Raw genomic sequence first — 17845 nt, forward strand, 5'->3', positions numbered from 1 at the left:
CTCACATTTCCTAAAATTACTCATTTCTTGTGTAGGCATGCATGCCTGTAAGCTTTTAGTAGGATGAAGAAGATTAAACTAATTTTCTAAACCTCTCCTATTCTACCTACTATTCCCTACGGTTTCCCGTACCTCCTCAAAAAAAATCAACCTATCTTTTTAGTTGTAAAGAAAATAATACTATCTTACAACTAATTAATTATATCCATTTACTTTTTAAACATCATCTTATGTCTAAAACAAATGACACCGGACACGCCAAAAACGTAGCGAATTTCGAAACCCTTATTGCCTATTTAACCGGCTACGGCGCTGTTTACAATCCCAGCAATGCAAACATCCAGTTAACGAGTTTAACCGAGAAAGCTGCCGCAGCAAAAACCATTAACGAGCAGGTGCACGATGCAGCCGCCAAAAACAGCAATGCCATAGCCCTGCGCGATCTGGCTTTTGCACCCTTAAAAAAGTTGAGCACCCGCGTGCTGAGCGCCGTTAAGGCAAACAGTGTAGCCCAACAGGTATTGGATAATGCAGCAAGCCACCACCGCAAAATACAGGGGCAAAGGGCAACAGCCAAACTCACAGCCGAAGAAAAAAATAACCTGGCCGCCAGCGGTACGGTGGTTAACCAGATTTCGGCCTCGCAACAGAGTTACGATAACCTGCTCGATACGCTCGATAAACAGATTAAATTGTTAGCTACCATACCGCAGTACGCCCCTAACGAGGTAGATTTGCAGCTGGCCAGCCTCACCAGTTTATATAACGATTTATTGCAGAAAAACCGCGATGTGGTAGCCAACAGCTCGCAGTTGAGTACCCTACGCATTAACCGCAATAACGCGCTTTACGATGCAGAAACCGGCATAGTTGCCTTGGCTCAGGATGTGAAAAATTACGCAAAATCCGTTTTTGGGTCAACCAGCCCCCAATACAAACAGGTTTCGGGTATCCCTTTCCGAACCCTGACCTAAAACACCCATAATACCCTAAAAAAAATCATCCCTAATTTATTTCCTCATTCCACTTAACAGGCACCAAGACGGCTTACTGTTTCTCTTTTATGCAATACCTAACCGTAAAACGGCTCATTGCAACGCCTAAACTGTCGACTGCAACGCCTGAACTAGCGAATGCAACATCTGAACTACCGACTGCAATACTTGAACTATCGATTGCAAAGTCTGAACTACCGACCGCAACACCTGAACTATCAACTGCAACGGTTGAACCATCGACTGCAACGGCTGAACCATCGGCTGCAACGTCTGAACTAACGACTGCAACGGCTGAACTAACGACTGCAACGTCTGAACTGTCGACTACAATGTCTGAACCATCGACTGCAATGTCTGAACTATATCTCCGATAACCCATAGTAGTAAGATTGCTTCCTCGGCTGAAAAAGCCTCATCGCAATGACGGATTGATCGGAATAGAAATTACGCGAATAATCCCTCTGCTCCATGCGATCTGCTCCCTGCTATTCGGCCTAGGATATGATGGAAGGAGATCCTTAGACTACGCTCAGGATGACAAAAAACCGGAGGAAAATACAACAATGATGAACCCTCGGCGGCGGTGAGCCGAGGCAAGCCCAAGCGAAGGGCAAAGAATAGCGAAAGCATTAAGATTCCCGCATGCGCGAGAATGACGACCGTAATAGAAAGTACAAAGATCTCTCCACTACGGTCGAGATGACGACCCAGCGTGCCCCCTCATAGTTTCAGAGGAATAAATCTACGGATGCTTGTATCTGCTCCATGCTATCTGCATCCTGCTATCCGGCCTAGGAGATGATGGAAGGAGAAAACGTTAAAGCTTTTGCACCTCCTTTCGACCTACCACAGCCCAGAGGCAGCACGCCCTCCCCGATCCTTCATCGGGGGCTTGTGCTGGCGACCAATAAAGCTTTGACGAATTTATCCGACATCAGATCCAAGCCTTGATTTTTGGTTACCTTTTTATCAAGAAAAAGGTAAGAGCCCTTCGGCGGCGGTGAGCCGAGGTAAGGCTGAGAAGGGCCAATATATTCAATTTCACAATAGTAGCGAAAGCATTAAGATTCCCGCCTGCGCGGGAATGACGACCGTATTATAGCGAGCGCCTTAAATCTCTATCCGCCTATCGGCACCTTTCACCTGAAAGGGAAAGGGCTAAAAAACAAATTACCGCATCCTGCAATATGCTCCATGCGATCTGCATCTCGCTATCGGCCTAGGATATGATGGAAGGAGAAAACGTTAAAGCTTTTGCACCTCCTTTCAACCTACCACAGCCCAGAGGCAGCACGCCCTCCCCGATCCTTCATCGGGGGCTTGTGCTGGCGACCAATAAAGCTTTGACGAATTTATCCGACATCAGATCCAAGCCTTGATCTTTTGTTTCTTTTCTATCAAGAGAAAAGAAAGAGCCCCTCGGCGGCGGTGAGCCGAGGCAAGACAGTGCGAAGGGCAAAGAATAGCGACCGCTTTAAGGTTCCCGCATGCGCGGGAATGACGATCGTATTAGTGATACTATATAAATAAAGGCAGTGGTTAATTACGCAGAGATCCTTCGTGCCTCAGGATGACAAATCATTGTATAACAAAAAAACACCAAGAGCATCCTGCTATTGCAAAACGTCCCTGGTGTTTCCGTACAAACGGTCGTCATTGCGAGGCACGAAGCAATCTTACAACGATCGCTAGTAAATCTATCTATAAAGATTGCCTGCCTGTAACCGCTGGTTAAACCCAAAGCATTAAGATTGCTTCGTGCCTCGCAATGACGGATTACCGGAATTACTGCCAGCCGCCGCCTAACGAACGGTACAAGCCAACAACTGCATTTAATTGCTCAGTTTTAATGGTAGTTAACTCCAGTTCGCTTTGCAATAAATTGCCTTGCGCTGTAATTACCTCTAAATAATTAGCCATACCACTTTTAAACAACAAACTTGCATTTCTTGAGGCTTGTTGTAAAGTCTGCGCTCTTTTTTCGGCAATACTATATTGTGTTTTTAACTTCTCTACTTTCGTTAACTCGTCTGACACTTCACCAACAGCATTTAATACCGATTGACGGAACTGGATCACCGATTTCTCGCGGTCGATTTTAGCCAGTTCTAAAGAAGTTTTTAACTGACCTCTTTGAAAAATCGGCTGGGTAATCCCTGCCCCAACCAAACCGAACAACGATGCCGGAACATTAAACCAGTTGCTCGCTTTAAAAGAGTTGATACCTCCGCTTGCGGTAATTACCAGCGATGGATATAAACTTGCTTTCGCTACACCAACCTTTGCATTGGCAATGGTAAGCGCCAGTTCAGCACTTTTAATATCTGGTCTGCGGCTTAACATCGATGAAGGAAAACCTGCGTTTAAATCCTGCGGGATAATCATTTTATCTAAACGGCTCTCGCGGTTAATGGCTTTAGGCAAAGTACCGATCAATACACTTAAAGCATTTTCCTGTAAGGTTACATTCTGCTCCAAACGAGGGATCAACTGTGCCGCATTTAACTGTTGCGCCTGTGCCTGCTGTATCGCTAATGAAGTCACCTGACCGGCATCGAACTGTAAATTGATAATCCTCAATGTACTATCGTTCAGCTTTAAGTTCTTTTTCGCGATTTCCAGTTGTGCATCAAGCATTAACAAATTGTAATACCCTTGCGCAACATTGGCCACCAAACGTGTCTGTACTGCTTTACGTGCCTCTTCTGTCTGCAAAAAACTGGCTAAAGCGCCAGCTTTTTGACTACGGATTTTACCCCAGATATCAGCTTCCCAAACCACACCCAGATTCGCATTGTAATCTTCGATGTGTGTTGAGCCTGTAAACTGGTTAAGGCTTAAACCATTTAAACTGTTATCAGACGGGCGGCTCGAACTCGCCGCCACCTGCAATTTTAATTCAGGTAAATAACCCAATTTCGATTGTTTGAACAATACTTCGGCTGCATCGATATTTTTCAAGGCAATCTGCATATCGTAATTTTTAACCAAAGCTGTATCAATTAAATTCTGAACAGTAAGGTCGTTGATAAAACTCTTCAATGGCATACCGCCAACACTCGAAGAATCTTTAGGCAATGAATTTCTGAATAAGCCTGGCGCAATATTGGGCAAGGCTGTATCTTTCGAAACCGAACATCCGCTCCAGATTAAAGCAAGGAGCAGGATGGTAATTAGATTAAACCGTTTCATAAACTACATGATTATTATTTACAGGTTCTCCATTGTGGTGAACAACCTCATTTCTTGATTTTTTTGATATTTTTTCCTGTAAAGCCTGGAAGATGACGAAAAGTACCGGAATGATAAACAAACCTAAAACTACACCCGATACCATACCACCTGCGGCACCGATACTGATGGAGTGGTTACCCTGTGCCGATGGACCCGTTGCAATACTCATCGGGAATAAACCAAACACAAAGGCAAGTGATGTCATTATGATCGGTCTGATCCTTAATCTTGCTGCTTCTATAGCCGAATCAACCAAACTGAGTCCCGCCTTTCGTCGCTGCACGGCAAACTCCACAATCAAAATGGCGTTTTTAGCCAGCAACCCGATAAGCATAATCAGCGCTACCTGTACATAAATGTTATTTTCGATACCGGTTAAACCCAATACCACAAATACACCGAATACACCTGTAGGAATAGATAAGATTACCGCCAATGGTAAGATGTAACTCTCATACTGTGCTGATAACAAGAAGTACACAAACACCAAACAAAGTAGGAAGATCACTGTCGACTGTCCGCCTGAAGAAATCTCCTCACGTGTCTGCCCTGAGAATTCGTAAGCATAACCGGTTGGCAATTGTTCTCTGGCGGTTTCTTCTATCGCCTTAATTGCATCACCAGAGCTGAAGCCTGGTTTAGGGATCGCATTTACCTCGATAGAGTTAAACAGGTTATAACGGGAAGCCGTTTCCGAACCATATACACGGGTTAATTTAACCAAGGTGCTGATTGGCACACTTTCTCCTGCCTTGTTTTTAACAAATACACGATCGATACTTGCAGGGTCGGTTCTGTCGGCAACATCGGCCTGAACCACTACACGGTAATATTTACCAAAGCGGTTAAAATCTGATGCTTGTGCAGTACCAAAATAAGTTTGCATGGTTTGTAAGATATCTTTTTTGCTTACACCCAACTGATCGGCCTTTTCATCATTAACATCTAATTGTAACTGCGGATAATCTGCTTTATAAGAAGTAAAAGCATAAGCAATAGCCGGTTTGGTCATTAACTTTCCGATAAAGTTATTCGCTACACCGCTAAATTTATCCAATTTGCCGTTCGTTTTATCCTGTAACATTACGTTCATGGCCTCCACATTGCTAAAGCCCGGAACCGTAGGGAAACTGAATACAAAGAAGGTACCGGCAGATATGGCCGCCATTTTGGCCCTTACAATATTTTGGATCTCATCGATATTTTTTACCGCCCCTCTTTCGTCGTTTGGTTTTAACAATAAGAAAATCTGACCTGCTGAAGGACTGTTAGATGCAGTTAAAAAATTATAACCAGCCAACGACATCACAAATCTTGCTGATGGCATCGCCCTCAACTCTTCTTCTGCCTGTTTTAATATTTTATTGGTATTGGCTAATGATGTTCCCGATGGACTGGCAACCGCGATAGCCACAAAACCCTGATCCTCTGTAGGGATAAAGCCTGTTTTTGTTCTGCCTACAAGGAAAATGGTAACCAGAACGATTAAAGCTAATCCACCCATGCTGATCCATTTGTTGCGGATAAGCACTTTCAAACCGCCAACATATCGGTTGGTCATATAATTGAAACCACCATTAAAGCCTGCATAAAACTTTTCTACAAAACCTTTTTTAGGCGCGTTATGACCACCTTCGGCATGTTTGTTCTTTAAAAATAAGGCCGCAAGAGCAGGACTTAAGGTTAAGGCATTAACAGCCGAGATAATGATGGCGATGGCCATGGTTAAGGCGAATTGTTTGTAGAAAATACCTGTTGAGCCTGTCATAAAACCAACCGGTAAAAATACTGCCGCCATTACCAATGTAATCGATATAATGGCCCCGGTAATTTCATTCATCGCCTCGGTAGTTGCCGCCCTGGGGCTAAGCGACGGGTTTTCTTCCATTTTGGCATGCACCGCTTCCACTACCACAATCGCATCATCAACCACAATACCAATGGCCAGTACAAGTGCAAAAAGTGTTAAAAGGTTAACGGAGAAGCCGAACAACTGCATGAAAAAGAAGGTACCGATAATTGCAACCGGAACCGCTATAGCCGGAATTAAAGTAGACCTGAAATCCTGAAGGAAGATAAATACAACGATAAATACCAGTAAAAAGGCTTCTATCAAAGTGTGCTCCACCTGGTTGATGGATTCATCAAGATCGGTTTTGGTACGGTAAAACTGATTAAATTTAATGCCTGCAGGGAAATCTTTCGATAGTTTTGCCATCAGTTTATCAATGGCAATCTGGATTTCGTTGGCATTCGAGCCTGATAACTGGATTATACCAATGGTAATACCATCATGTCCGTTTAAGCGGTTTACACTACCATAACTGTAAGCACCCAATTCTACACGGGCCACATCTTTTAAACGTAATATAGAACCATCAGAATTAGAACGGATCGCTATATTCTGATATTCCTCTGGTTTGGTCAGTTTACCTTTATATTTAATAATATATTCAAAGGCCTCACTACTTCTTTCTCCAAACCGACCAGGTGCTGCTTCAAGGTTTTTGTCCTGAATGGCTGTGATTACTTCATTAGGTGTAATTTTGTAAGTTGCCAATTGACTTGGGTTTAACCAAATACGCATTGAATAATCTTTAATACCACCAAATACACTGGCTGAACCTACACCCGGGATACGTTTAAGTTCGGGAATGATATTGATCTGTGCATAGTTATTTACAAAAACGGCATCGTATTTTTTTGTGTCTTCTGAGTAAACACCGATAGCACCAATAAAACTGTTTTGCTGTTTAGTAGTGGTTATACCATATTGTACAACCTCTGCAGGTAACTGGCTGGTAGCCTGCGAAACCCGGTTTTGCACATTAACAGCTGCCTGATCGGGGTTGGTACCCTGTTGAAAGTAAACTGTGATTGCAAGAGTACCGTCGTTACTGGCGCTGGAGGTCATGTAGGTCATGTTCTCTACACCATTAATTGCTTCCTCCAATGATGGAGTTACCGAACGTAAAATCGTTTCGGCATTGGCCCCAGGATATACAGCAGTTACCAATACCGACGGAGGTGCGATATTTGGAAAGCGCTCTAAGGGCAACTTTGTTAAGCCTAGTATACCAACTATTACCAATAAGATGGAAATAACAGTCGAAAGTACAGGCCTGTCTATAAATTTCTGAAACATGACTTTTTAGATTTTAGGTCTTATTAATTTTTTGTTTTTGCAACAGCTACTTTATCTGCTGCTTTTTGAGGCTGGATCACCATGCCCTCCTGTAATTTATCAACCCCACTTAACACAATCTGATCGCCAACTTTTACCCCGTCTTTAACCAGGTAATTTTCGCCGGCTTTGCCCACAATGGTAATAGATTGTTTTTTCACCTTACTGCTGTCGCCTACGGTAAATACAAATACTTTATCCTGCATTTCTACTGTCGATGACTGAGGTACCAGAATGGCATTATCATGCTGCAAACCTAAACGGATCTTACCGGTATTACCCGAGCGAAGAATTCCGTTGGCATTAGGGAAACTTGCCCTAAGCGTGATTGCACCTGTGTTTTTATCAAACTGACCATCGATCATATCGATCTTGCCTTTAATTGGATAAGCAGAATTATCAGCCAATAAAAGTTCTACTGCTGGTAAATGTTTAATCCTGTCGGCAGGTGTTTTACCCGGGTAGTTTGCATTAAAATTGTTGAAGTCGTTTTCTGCAAGAGAGAAATAAACATGTACTTCGTGGATATCTGATAACTGTGTTAAAGCAACCTGATCTGTCGGCGAAACTAAACTTCCCTGTTTTTTAGGGATACGGCCAATGTACCCGCTAACAGTAGCCTTAACATTGGTATAACCTAAGTTAATCTGTGCCGAAGCAACGTTGGCTTTAGCTTGTTCGGCATTTGCCTGGGCAATTTTATAAGCCGTTTTAGCTGTTTTTAACTGAAAATCTGAAACTACTTTGTTTTGAACAAGTGGTGTTAATTTATCAACTTCCAATTGAGCGTTTAAAATAGCCGCTTCTGCAGCATGTAAACTTGCTTTAGCATTGTTTAAAGCCTCGCGGTAAGGGTTTTCATTAATTTTGAACAAGGTTTGTCCGGCGGTTACATAAGCGCCTTCGTTAACCAATACACTTTGTAAGTAACCACTTACCTGTGGCCGTACATCGATATCAACAGCACCCTGAATAGAGGCCGGATATTCGATATAGGTGGTTTCTGTACTCGCGTTAATGGCGCTTACAGGCAATGCCGGTGGCGGTGGTGCAGCTGCAGCCTGATCAGGAGACGACTTACAACTCACTAAAATTATAGATAGAAGAGAAATTGTTAACAATAACTTAATACTATTAAACCATTTAACGGTGTTAAGTAAAGGGTACAAGCGATGTAGAGATTTCATATGATTAAATTTAATTGGAATTAGTGTGTATAATAATTTAACAGTGTTAAATTACGTTGTAAAAAAAAATTAACTATTAATAGATAATGTAATGCCCTTGATGGCATCTTTTAAAATCTGCTGGTTTAATTCGTCGGTTGTTCTTCCATTCGGGCGAACCAGATTGATGGAGATTAAACCGTGGATGATAGACCAATAGGTGTAATACTTCATGCAGATATCATCATCAGACACTGGTTTTTTCTCGAATAAAGATTCAATTACCTCGCCCAACATACTACCTACGTTTTCGGCTTCGGGCATTGAATTTTTAACAGTACAACAAACCATATCCACACCGTACATCAATTGATAAAATTCTTTATGGGTAAAGGCGAAGTTCCAGTAGGCAATCCACATGGCTTCCATTTTATCTTCCGGAGATTCGTGTTGATCTCTGGCTTCGCGGATATCTTTTGCCAACATTAAGTAACCTCTTCTGGTGAGTTCCAGTAAGATGCCATCTTTGTTGGAAAAGTATTCGTAAATAATTGGTGCAGTATATTCGATCTGGTCGGCAATTTTACGCATACTCAATGCCTGCCAGCCCTCTGTTTGAACAATATTCAAGGCAGCATCCAGAATTTTTGTTCTGGTTTCATCTTTTAAACGTAGAATTCTTTCTTTACTTCCCATGACTTGGAATATACAGTGTAAATAATCTAACACCGTTAAGCAAATGTAGAACCAATTCCAGAATTGACAATCATTCATTTGTCATAAACATTTTATTGTTTAGTTTTATAGCTGATAATCAACCATTAAAGCATTCAAAAGGCTTTTTCAAATAAATTAATTTTCTCAAGAACTTATAAGAATGATTTTCCGCGAAGCAAAAACGACTGACATACCTGCGATACAAATTGTCAGACATACAGTAAAAGAGAACATTTTGTCAGATCCAGCACTTGTTACTGACAAAGATTGCGAAGAATTTATTACGCAACGTGGCAAAGGATGGGTTTGCGAAGTAGGTGGAGAAGTAGTTGGTTTCTCCATCGTGGATTTAAAGGAGCATAATATCTGGGCTTTATTCCTTCGGCCAGAATTTGAAGGCAAAGGCATTGGCAAAGAACTGCACCGGTTAATGATGGATTGGTATTTCGATCAAACGCATGAGCCAGTTTGGTTGGGTACATCACCCAATACCAGAGCCGAAGAATTTTATACCCGGCAAGGCTGGAAAAACGTGGGCATGGTAAACAAAGGCGAAGTGAAATTTGAAATGAGTTATGAGGATTGGGTGGGTAGGTAGATCCATTCGGGATATAGTAATTGCGAGGAGGCTTTTTCAGCCTGCGAAGCACAGCGGAAGGAAGATATCTATTGTATAAAAGACCCTGAAACAAGTTCAGGGTGACGGATCTCTGAAATAATCGTCATCTCGACTGAAGCGCAGTCCCGAATTTTCGGGAGAGAGATCTATGGCCTAAAAGACCCTGAAACAAGTTCAGGGTGACGGATCTTGGGAATGATCGTCATTGCGAGAAGGATTTTTCAGCCGACGAAGCAATCTTAATGCGCTCGCTAGTAGCAATAGTTGTAAGATTGCTTCGTTCCTCGCAATGACGATGCAGCGAGAAAAAATTAACCACCAAGTCACAAAGCAAGTGCCCTAGCGGTAAACAATCTAACTATTCCAGATAAAAGGTGCTTGTTTGATAAAAGTTGTTCCCTCTAACTGTTCAACAATAAACTGCGCTAAATTAGCCGCATTAATCTGTTCTCCATCACAATTAACCACACTTGTCCCTACAGGCGTTTGCTCGTCGGTTTGCATGATTAAAGGTAAGCGGATCAAGGTCCAATCGAGATCACTTTCAGTTAACAGATCATGTTCTTTCTGTTTATCGGCTGTAGAAACCGGATAGTTATCATACATCCATTGGGTTGCAAATTGGGGCTTCGCATCCTTTTTATCAGCAGGCGTATCTACATTGATCCCGGTAATTACAATATACCGCTTCAGGTGAATGGCTTCCATTGCTTTTAAAATATTACCTGTCGATTGCGTAAAGATTGTTTTTTCGCTTGCGGGTTGTCCCATTCCCAATGCACTGACTACGATATCGCAACCCTCAATAAGCGCGTGTACTGTTTCGGTATCTTTTACGTCGCCGATTACGATTTCTAATGAAGCATGATGGATCTGAAGTTTTTCAGGATTTCTGATGAGGGTTTTCACCTTGAATTGTTGCGCCAATAGCGCTTTTAAAATATAAATACCAGCTTTGCCCGTGGCACCAATTAAAGCAATTTTTAAATCTTGCATGATGTTCTTTATAAAATTTTAGAAAATAACAATTTATCTCCCGTTATCAGAACGATAAGGGAATTTCAGAATTGAATTCTGTTTGAGTTATATTTTATAAAGAGATTTTAATGGTACTAATTTAGGAAAAAAATCATTTCGACTCAAGTGCAAACGGAATGTTTGGACAATCTTGCATGAAAGACCCTGAAACAAGTTCAGGGTGACGGACCGATAAATTGATCGTCATTGCGAGAAGGCTTTTTCAGCCGACGTGGCAATCTTAATGCGCTCGCTAATAGCGATAGTTGTAAGATTGCTTCGTTGTGCCTCCTCGCAATGACGATACATGGAAGAAAAGGAAAAACACTAACCTTTAAACTTTTTCATAAAGTTGCTCACACTTTCTTCCAAATTTCCATCAGCAATGGCTTTAACGAAAGCAGTACCGATAATTGCACCATTGGCGTACGAACAAGCCTTATCAAAAGTTTGTTTATCGCTGATCCCGAAACCGATCATGGTTGGGTTTTTAAGATTCAGGTTTTTAATCCTGCTGAAATAAGCCTCGGTAGTATTACCAACCTCAAGATTTTTACCTGTGGTAGCCGACGATGATAACAAATAGATAAACCCATTGGTTAAACCGTCAATTTTATGGATACGTTCTTCAGCAGTTTGAGGGGTGATTAGAAATACATTGCTCAGGTTATGTTTTTCGAAGCAATCTTTATAAAACTCCTCATATTCTACCATTGGCAGATCAGGAACAATACAGCCGTCTACTCCTACTTCTGCACAGGCTTCGCAAAATTTTTCTACACCAAACTGCAAAACAGGATTTACATAACCCATCAACAAAACAGGAATGGTAACGGTCTTTCGTAAGTCTTTCAACTGTTCGAAAAGCAGATTAAGTGTCATGCCCTGATCGAGCGATTGTTTGCTGCTCGCCTGAATTACCGGTCCATCGGCAACAGGATCGGAATAAGGGAAGCCTATCTCCAGCATGTCTGCACCTGATTTTTCCAGCGCTTCGGCAATTTTAATGGTATCGCCAGTATTTGGATAACCAGCGGTATAGTATATTGATAATATATTTTTCTTCTCCTGGAAGAGTTGTTTAATTCGGTTCATGTTTTTTCTTTTTCCGTCATTGCGAGGCACGAAGCAATCCTACTACACTCGCTAGGAGGCTAACCCAAAGCATTAAGATTGCTTCGTGCCTCGCAATGACGATTCTTCTACAGATTAAAATATTTAATATAAGTATCCAGATCCTTGTCGCCACGGCCTGAAAGGCAAACCACTACGTTTTCGCCACCTTTAAATTCCATTTTTTCTAAGTAAGCCAGGGCATGTGCACTTTCAATCGCCGGAATAATCCCTTCCAATTGTGTACAAAGCAAACCTGCATCTAAACTTTCTTCATCAGTGATGGAAACATATTGGCCACGACCAGTTTTAAACAAATGTGCATGTTGTGGGCCAATGCCTGGATAATCTAATCCGGCAGAAACCGAGTGCGGTTCAACAACTTGTCCGTCTGGCGTTTGCATTAAAATGCTTCTGCTACCATGCAAAACACCTTCTTTACCTAAATAAGTGGTTGCAGCAGAAAATCCGCTCGATACACCTTTTCCGGCTGCTTCAACAGCAATCAGTTTAACATTTTCATCGTCCATAAAATGGTAGAACATACCCATGGCATTACTTCCGCCACCTACGCAGGCCAAAACATAATCAGGCTGATCGCTTCCGGTCTGCTCTAATAACTGCTTTTTGGTTTCCTCAGAGATAATCGATTGGAAAATCGCCACCATATCAGGATAAGGGTGTGGACCAACTACCGAACCAATGATGTAATGCGTATCTACCGGGTTATTGATCCAATCGCGCATCGCCTCGTTAGTGGCATCTTTTAGGGTTTTGCTTCCAGAGCTTGCCGGAACAACCTTTGCCCCCAACATTTTCATTCGGGCCACGTTAGGTGCCTGGCGCTCGATATCTACCTCGCCCATGTAAATTACACACTCGAGATTACGCAGTGCACATACGGTTGCAGTAGCTACACCATGCTGACCAGCGCCAGTTTCGGCAATGATTCTTTTTTTACCCAGTTTTTCGGCCAATAAAATCTGTCCGATGGTATTGTTGATCTTATGGGCACCGGTATGGTTTAAATCTTCTCTTTTTAAGAAAATATTGGCACCATAACGTTCCGAATATCTTTTGGCAAGATATAAAGGCGAAGGGCGGCCAACATAATCTTTTAACAATTGATGAAATTCCTTTTGAAAATCGGCATCATCAATAATCTTTAAATAGTTTTGACGCAATTCTTCTACGTTTGGATAAAGCATTTCGGGGATGTACGCGCCACCAAAATCTCCATAATATCCTTTTTCGTTTACTTTGTATTTCATGGTTTTTCTTTTTTCCCTTGGTTGAAACCAAGGGTTATGAATAACAATCTATTTATTCAATTCTTTAATAAATTCTTTAATCTTCTCTGCATCCTTTAAACCCGGCTCAATTTCAAATCTGCTATTGATATCCAGGGCATATAAACGCTCATCATTTATTTCTTTTATGGCCGGTGCATGTTCTAAATCAATGCCGCCACTTAAAAAGTAGGGTTTGGTGTAAGTATATCGGTCTAAAACAGACCAATCGAATGTTTTTCCCGATCCACCATGCATTTTGGTTTTGGTATCGAACAGGAAATAATCTACCACATTTAAATAAACTTCGAGAACTGAAAAATCAAAATCTTCATCTATTCCAAATGCTTTAATCACTTCTAAGGTAGGAAAGCTTGATTTTAATGCTGCACAGTATTCAGTCGGTTCGCTGCCATGTAACTGAACAGCCTTTAGCTTCAATGTGTTTACTTTATCTTTTACTCTTTCCAGCTCTTCATTTACAAAAACACCTACAGTTTTAATTTCTGAGGGAATGTATTTAATCAATTCAGCAGAAACCTCACTGATTAGTCTGGGCGATTTCTCATAAAAGATAAAACCCAGGTAATCTGGCTGAAGCTCGGCTACCGCAGCAATATTCGCTGCCAAACGCATGCCGCAAACTTTTAACTTTAACATGCCAATAAGTTTTTGAAACTGTTTAACGCTTTTTTGCTGGTTAAAGATTCTTCCGCTTCATAAAAGCAATCGGCAAAAGATTGTTCAGGTTTAATGGTTTTGATGGCCAGTGCCGAATTGCACAATACCACATTGTTCTGTACATCTGTGGCTTCGCCATTTAATACATCCATAAATATTTTGGCTGATGATTCTACGGTATCGCCACCTTTAATCGCATTGGTATCAACCTTATCAAAACCCATATCCTGAAGGGTTAAAATCTGTTCGCCCTTGTTCGAAAAGGTTTTCACATCACAGGTTAACGAAACCTCATCATAACCTTCCAATGCATGTACAATGGTATAACTTTTATCCGTGTCCTGGTATAAATAAGCATATAAACGGGCGAGCTCCAAACTAAAAACGCCTACCATCTGGTATTTTGGCTGCCCCGGGTTAACCATTGGGCCAAGCATATTGAAAAATGTTTTTACACCCAGTTCTTTACGGATCGGTGCTACAATTTTCATTGCCGGATTAAACAGCGGGGCGTGTAAAAAACAAATCCCGGCTGCATCTAAATTACGCCTTAAAGTATCCTCATTATTGGTAAACGTATAACCTAAATATTCCATTACATTAGAAGAACCGCAGCCCGAAGAAACGCCGTAGTTACCATGTTTGGCCACATGATGACCAGCACCTGCCACCACAAATGAGGATAAGGTAGAAATATTGAAAGTATCTTTACCATCACCTCCGGTACCACAAAGATCGATCAGTTCGTAACCCGATAAGTTTACTTTAACGCACATATCAAGCATCGCATCACGAAAACCCTGTAACTCCTGCACCGTAATATTACGCATGGCATAAGCCGTTATAAAAGCGGCAATCTGCGAAGAATTAAATGTGCCTTCCGAAATGGAGATTAAAATGTTCTTTGCCTCTTCCCTGCTAAAACTCTTGTTCTCGAATAAATGGTTTAATATTTTTTTCATGTTTATTGCTCAATCTTATTTAACCACAGATGAACACGGATACACACAGATTTTATCAGTGTTCATCTTTTTTATCTGTGGTTCATTTCTCATTTATCTTATTTTTTTACGCCATGATTTGTGTCGCCATAAACCATTTAAATATTCCGTTTCGTGGAGACACGAACCGGGGCGTTAGTTTTGTATTCAATCTGCTCGCCATGGTTTGTGTCGCCACAAACCATTTAATTTTTCTAAATCTTATTTTTATCTCCGTGGTCTGTGTCTCCACAGACCACTTATGTTTTATAAATCTTATCTTATAGATGCTGATCCCGATTAATCGGGACAGCATGACGCACCACTTTTAAACCACCCCGTCCTTCGGACACCCCTCCATGGGAGGGGAAAGCATAAAAAAAAGGATTGCTTTTTGGGCAATCCTCTTCGTTGTGTTTAAAATATTTTAATATATATAACAATAGAATTTGCCTAACGAATTTCGTTATGCCACCACCAATTGTTATTTAAGTTTTTAATTATCATGTTTGTATAAAGCAAATATTGACATAGTTTTTTAATATTCCAAAATCTTTCTAAAAATATATGGTCTTTTTTAAAAGAAAAGTACAGTTTAATGATGATTTCGGTTTCGGATCCAACCCCGTAACCAAAAACCAGCGCATGCTCAACCCAGATGGTTCGGCAAATATCGAACGAACGGGCCTTCCCTGGTTTAAGTTCGATGATACCTATACCCGCTTGGTTACCATGAGCTGGCCGCGGTTTTTCTTTGTCATCCTGCTTGCCTACCTTGTTGTAAATACCATATTCGCGGTTTTGTATAATGTTGTGGGTATCGAAAATTTAAATGGCGCCAAAGGTGTAACGCTTCGTGATCAGTTTTTTGATGCCTTTTTCTTTTCTGCTCAAACCATTTCTACCGTGGGTTACGGCCATATTTCGCCACAGGGTTTTGTTACCAGTGTGCTTGCCGCTTTCGAAAGTATGTTGGGTTTATTGGCTTTTGCATTGGCTACGGGTTTATTGTATGGCCGTTTTAGCAGGCCCACCTCAAAGGTGAGCTTCAGCAAAAAAATGGTGATTGCCCCTTACGAGAAAGGCCACGGATTGATGTGCCGTTTGGTTAACCTCCGCCGCAATCAATTGATAGAGGTTGAGGTGCAGATGGTGATGTCGTACAACGAAACCATTGATGGCAAACATGTTCGTCGGTTTTATCCTTTGCCATTAGAGCGCAGTAAAATCGGTATCCTATCTTTAAACTGGACTTTGGTACACCCCATTACAGAAGAAAGTCCGTTTTTCGAAAAATCATTAACCGAGCTGCAACATGCCGAAGTAGAGGTTTTTGTGATCCTTAAAGCTTTTGATGATACTTTCTCGCAGACCATCCACACCAGAACCAGTTATCAGGATGAGGAAATTGAAATGGATGCTAAGTTTGATAAAATGTATTACCATAACGAAGAAGGCAAAATGGTGATGGATTATAGTAAACTGGATAAAGTTACACCGACGGCATAAGTTTCTTGTTTTCTCATTTAACGAAGTCTTTTTATTTTTTGGAAAGCAATGATATTGCTAATCGGTTGCGGTAGTCCCGTTATTCGCTTTATCCCGATGCTCCTTTAGTGCCGAATCATCGGCAAAGGATCGGGATGCTCGCTACTACCGGGTTTAGGACGGTCTGGTCTGTGCTAAACATGACCACCCCGCCTTTCAGGCACCCCTCCAAAGGAGGGGAATTGCCCCTCATCGTCTCTATGCGATTTGCGTTCCCCTCTTTCAGAGGGGTGTCCGCAGGACGGGGTGTTTCAGCGACCTATAAAATCAGCAATATCCTCATATAAATCCAGGTAAACACAAAATTAAAGGTCTTCGACTCCGCTCAGACTGACAATTAATTAGCTTAAACCGCCAACTTAACGGTGCCACCTAACGCCAAACCCCAACCGCAATACGTTTACCTTACGCCTTAAACCCTAAGCCTTCCACCTCTACACCCTCAACCTTTTACCCCTTTATCAGCGGATTCTTTTCTTTAGCAAACAGATCAAAAACCTTTTTATCTACAAAAGCCGGGAAAAGTTTATTCATCCAAACGGCCAATTTCCCTTGTCCGGTCATGATTAAGGTACGTTTACGTTTTTCGATACCGTCGGCAATGATGCTCGCTACCTCTTCCGATGTCATCATTTTGCCTTCATCCATACTGGTTTCGCCATGTGCAGCGCCATCTTTTGATAAAGCGGTTACCCTGATGTTGGAAGCGGTAAAACCCGGACAGGCCAATAAAACGTTTACCCCGGTTTTTAGTAATTCGGTGCGTAAAGATTCCATAAAACCGTTCATTGCAAATTTAGAAGCCGAATAACCCGTTCTGCCCGGTAAACCACGGTAACCTGCAATTGATGATATGCCCACTACCGTTCCTTTGGTTTTTAAAATCTCTGGCAAAGCATATTTGGTGCAATAAACCGTCCCCCAAAAGTTCACATCCATCAGGTTTTTAAGCACCGATAAATCCAGATCGTTAAACAGGGCACGCATGGATAATCCGGCATTATTTACCAGAATATCAATCTTTTGAAAAGATACTAAAGCTTGCTTGATAATCAGTTCGCAATCTGCCTCTTTACTTACATCGGCCTGAACTGCTACGGCCCTGATGGTATATTTTTTCTCCAGATCGGCAGTAATTTCGCAAAGGGTTACGTATTGGCGTGCTGCTAAAACCAAATTAGCGCCACGTTTAGCAAATTCTTCGGCACAAGCTTTTCCGATTCCGCTCGATGCACCAGTGATGATGATGACTTTATTTTTTAGGTTCATGTGTAGTATCAAGATTTGAGTATCAAGTAT

13 protein-coding genes are annotated in these 17845 nt (G+C 41.6%); 3 read left to right on the forward strand and 10 right to left on the reverse strand.

Annotated elements, in window-relative coordinates:
* Positions 1-230 precede the first annotated feature (230 nt).
* A complete protein-coding gene (locus tag LQ201_RS01005; protein WP_230144104.1) occupies positions 231-974 on the forward strand; it encodes a hypothetical protein in 744 nt (247 codons plus the stop codon).
* A 1809-nt stretch (positions 975-2783) separates the two neighbouring features.
* Here LQ201_RS01005 and LQ201_RS01010 read toward each other — a convergent pair.
* From LQ201_RS01010 to LQ201_RS01025, 4 genes are all read right to left on the reverse strand, one after another.
* Positions 2784-4190 (reverse strand): TolC family protein, encoded by a 1407-nt coding sequence (locus LQ201_RS01010; RefSeq protein ID WP_230144102.1) that lies wholly within the window; start codon positions 4188-4190, stop codon positions 2784-2786.
* The gene (locus LQ201_RS01015; protein ID WP_230144101.1) at positions 4177-7377 is read right to left on the reverse strand and encodes an efflux RND transporter permease subunit; all 3201 of its coding nucleotides are present in this window, start codon (positions 7375-7377) and stop codon (positions 4177-4179) included. The genes LQ201_RS01010 and LQ201_RS01015 overlap by 14 nt, the downstream gene beginning before the upstream one ends.
* 23 nt (positions 7378-7400) lie before the next feature.
* Entirely contained in the window at positions 7401-8603 is a 1203-nt protein-coding gene (locus tag LQ201_RS01020) for an efflux RND transporter periplasmic adaptor subunit (RefSeq protein ID WP_230144100.1), read from the reverse strand.
* A 69-nt stretch (positions 8604-8672) separates the two neighbouring features.
* The gene (locus tag LQ201_RS01025) at positions 8673-9278 is read right to left on the reverse strand and encodes a TetR/AcrR family transcriptional regulator (RefSeq protein WP_230144099.1); all 606 of its coding nucleotides are present in this window, start codon (positions 9276-9278) and stop codon (positions 8673-8675) included.
* 181 nt (positions 9279-9459) lie between these two features.
* Here LQ201_RS01025 and LQ201_RS01030 point away from each other — a divergent pair, with 181 nt between their 5' ends.
* The gene (locus tag LQ201_RS01030; RefSeq protein WP_371823027.1) at positions 9460-9897 is read left to right on the forward strand and encodes an N-acetyltransferase family protein; all 438 of its coding nucleotides are present in this window, start codon (positions 9460-9462) and stop codon (positions 9895-9897) included.
* Positions 9898-10272: 375 nt separating this feature from the next.
* Here the strand turns inward: LQ201_RS01030 and LQ201_RS01035 are convergent, their stop codons facing one another.
* From LQ201_RS01035 to trpD, 5 genes are all read right to left on the reverse strand, one after another.
* Positions 10273-10914: an NAD(P)-dependent oxidoreductase gene (locus LQ201_RS01035; protein ID WP_230144097.1), complete on the reverse strand. Its 642-nt coding sequence runs from the start codon at positions 10912-10914 to the stop codon at positions 10273-10275.
* A 348-nt stretch (positions 10915-11262) separates the two neighbouring features.
* Complete coding sequence (gene trpA / locus LQ201_RS01040; RefSeq protein ID WP_230144096.1) at positions 11263-12030, reverse strand: tryptophan synthase subunit alpha; 768 nt, start codon at positions 12028-12030, stop codon at positions 11263-11265.
* Positions 12031-12137: 107 nt separating this feature from the next.
* Complete coding sequence (trpB, locus tag LQ201_RS01045) at positions 12138-13319, reverse strand: tryptophan synthase subunit beta (protein ID WP_147229001.1); 1182 nt, start codon at positions 13317-13319, stop codon at positions 12138-12140.
* 48 nt (positions 13320-13367) lie between these two features.
* Complete coding sequence (locus LQ201_RS01050; RefSeq protein WP_230144095.1) at positions 13368-13997, reverse strand: phosphoribosylanthranilate isomerase; 630 nt, start codon at positions 13995-13997, stop codon at positions 13368-13370.
* Complete coding sequence (trpD, locus tag LQ201_RS01055; protein ID WP_230144094.1) at positions 13991-14980, reverse strand: anthranilate phosphoribosyltransferase; 990 nt, start codon at positions 14978-14980, stop codon at positions 13991-13993. The genes LQ201_RS01050 and trpD overlap by 7 nt, the downstream gene beginning before the upstream one ends.
* Before the next feature lie 585 nt (positions 14981-15565).
* Between trpD and LQ201_RS01060 the strand changes: the two genes are divergently transcribed.
* Positions 15566-16507 (forward strand): ion channel, encoded by a 942-nt coding sequence (locus LQ201_RS01060; protein ID WP_230144093.1) that lies wholly within the window; start codon positions 15566-15568, stop codon positions 16505-16507.
* Between the two features lie 489 nt (positions 16508-16996).
* Here LQ201_RS01060 and LQ201_RS01065 read toward each other — a convergent pair whose 3' ends face one another.
* A complete protein-coding gene (locus tag LQ201_RS01065) occupies positions 16997-17815 on the reverse strand; it encodes an SDR family oxidoreductase (RefSeq protein ID WP_230144092.1) in 819 nt (272 codons plus the stop codon).
* Positions 17816-17845: the final 30 nt, after the last annotated feature.

This window comes from Pedobacter sp. Bi126, assembly GCF_918698245.1.
Classification (GTDB): Bacteria; Bacteroidota; Bacteroidia; order Sphingobacteriales; family Sphingobacteriaceae; genus Pedobacter.

Bases quoted from the DNA above. Each gene is read 5' to 3' on its own strand.
- LQ201_RS01025 (WP_230144099.1), bottom strand. From the start codon at position 9,278: ATGGGAAGTAAAGAAAGAATTCTACGTTTAAAAGATGAAACCAGAACA.
- LQ201_RS01005 (WP_230144104.1), top strand. From the start codon at position 231: ATGTCTAAAACAAATGACACCGGACACGCCAAAAACGTAGCGAATTTC.
- LQ201_RS01060 (WP_230144093.1), top strand. From the start codon at position 15,566: ATGGTCTTTTTTAAAAGAAAAGTACAGTTTAATGATGATTTCGGTTTC.
- LQ201_RS01035 (WP_230144097.1), bottom strand. From the start codon at position 10,914: ATGCAAGATTTAAAAATTGCTTTAATTGGTGCCACGGGCAAAGCTGGT.
- trpB (WP_147229001.1), bottom strand. From the start codon at position 13,319: ATGAAATACAAAGTAAACGAAAAAGGATATTATGGAGATTTTGGTGGC.
- LQ201_RS01030 (WP_371823027.1), top strand. From the start codon at position 9,460: ATGATTTTCCGCGAAGCAAAAACGACTGACATACCTGCGATACAAATT.
- trpD (WP_230144094.1), bottom strand. From the start codon at position 14,980: ATGAAAAAAATATTAAACCATTTATTCGAGAACAAGAGTTTTAGCAGG.
- LQ201_RS01020 (WP_230144100.1), bottom strand. From the start codon at position 8,603: ATGAAATCTCTACATCGCTTGTACCCTTTACTTAACACCGTTAAATGG.
- trpA (WP_230144096.1), bottom strand. From the start codon at position 12,030: ATGAACCGAATTAAACAACTCTTCCAGGAGAAGAAAAATATATTATCA.
- LQ201_RS01065 (WP_230144092.1), bottom strand. From the start codon at position 17,815: ATGAACCTAAAAAATAAAGTCATCATCATCACTGGTGCATCGAGCGGA.
- LQ201_RS01015 (WP_230144101.1), bottom strand. From the start codon at position 7,377: ATGTTTCAGAAATTTATAGACAGGCCTGTACTTTCGACTGTTATTTCC.
- LQ201_RS01010 (WP_230144102.1), bottom strand. From the start codon at position 4,190: ATGAAACGGTTTAATCTAATTACCATCCTGCTCCTTGCTTTAATCTGG.
- LQ201_RS01050 (WP_230144095.1), bottom strand. From the start codon at position 13,997: ATGTTAAAGTTAAAAGTTTGCGGCATGCGTTTGGCAGCGAATATTGCT.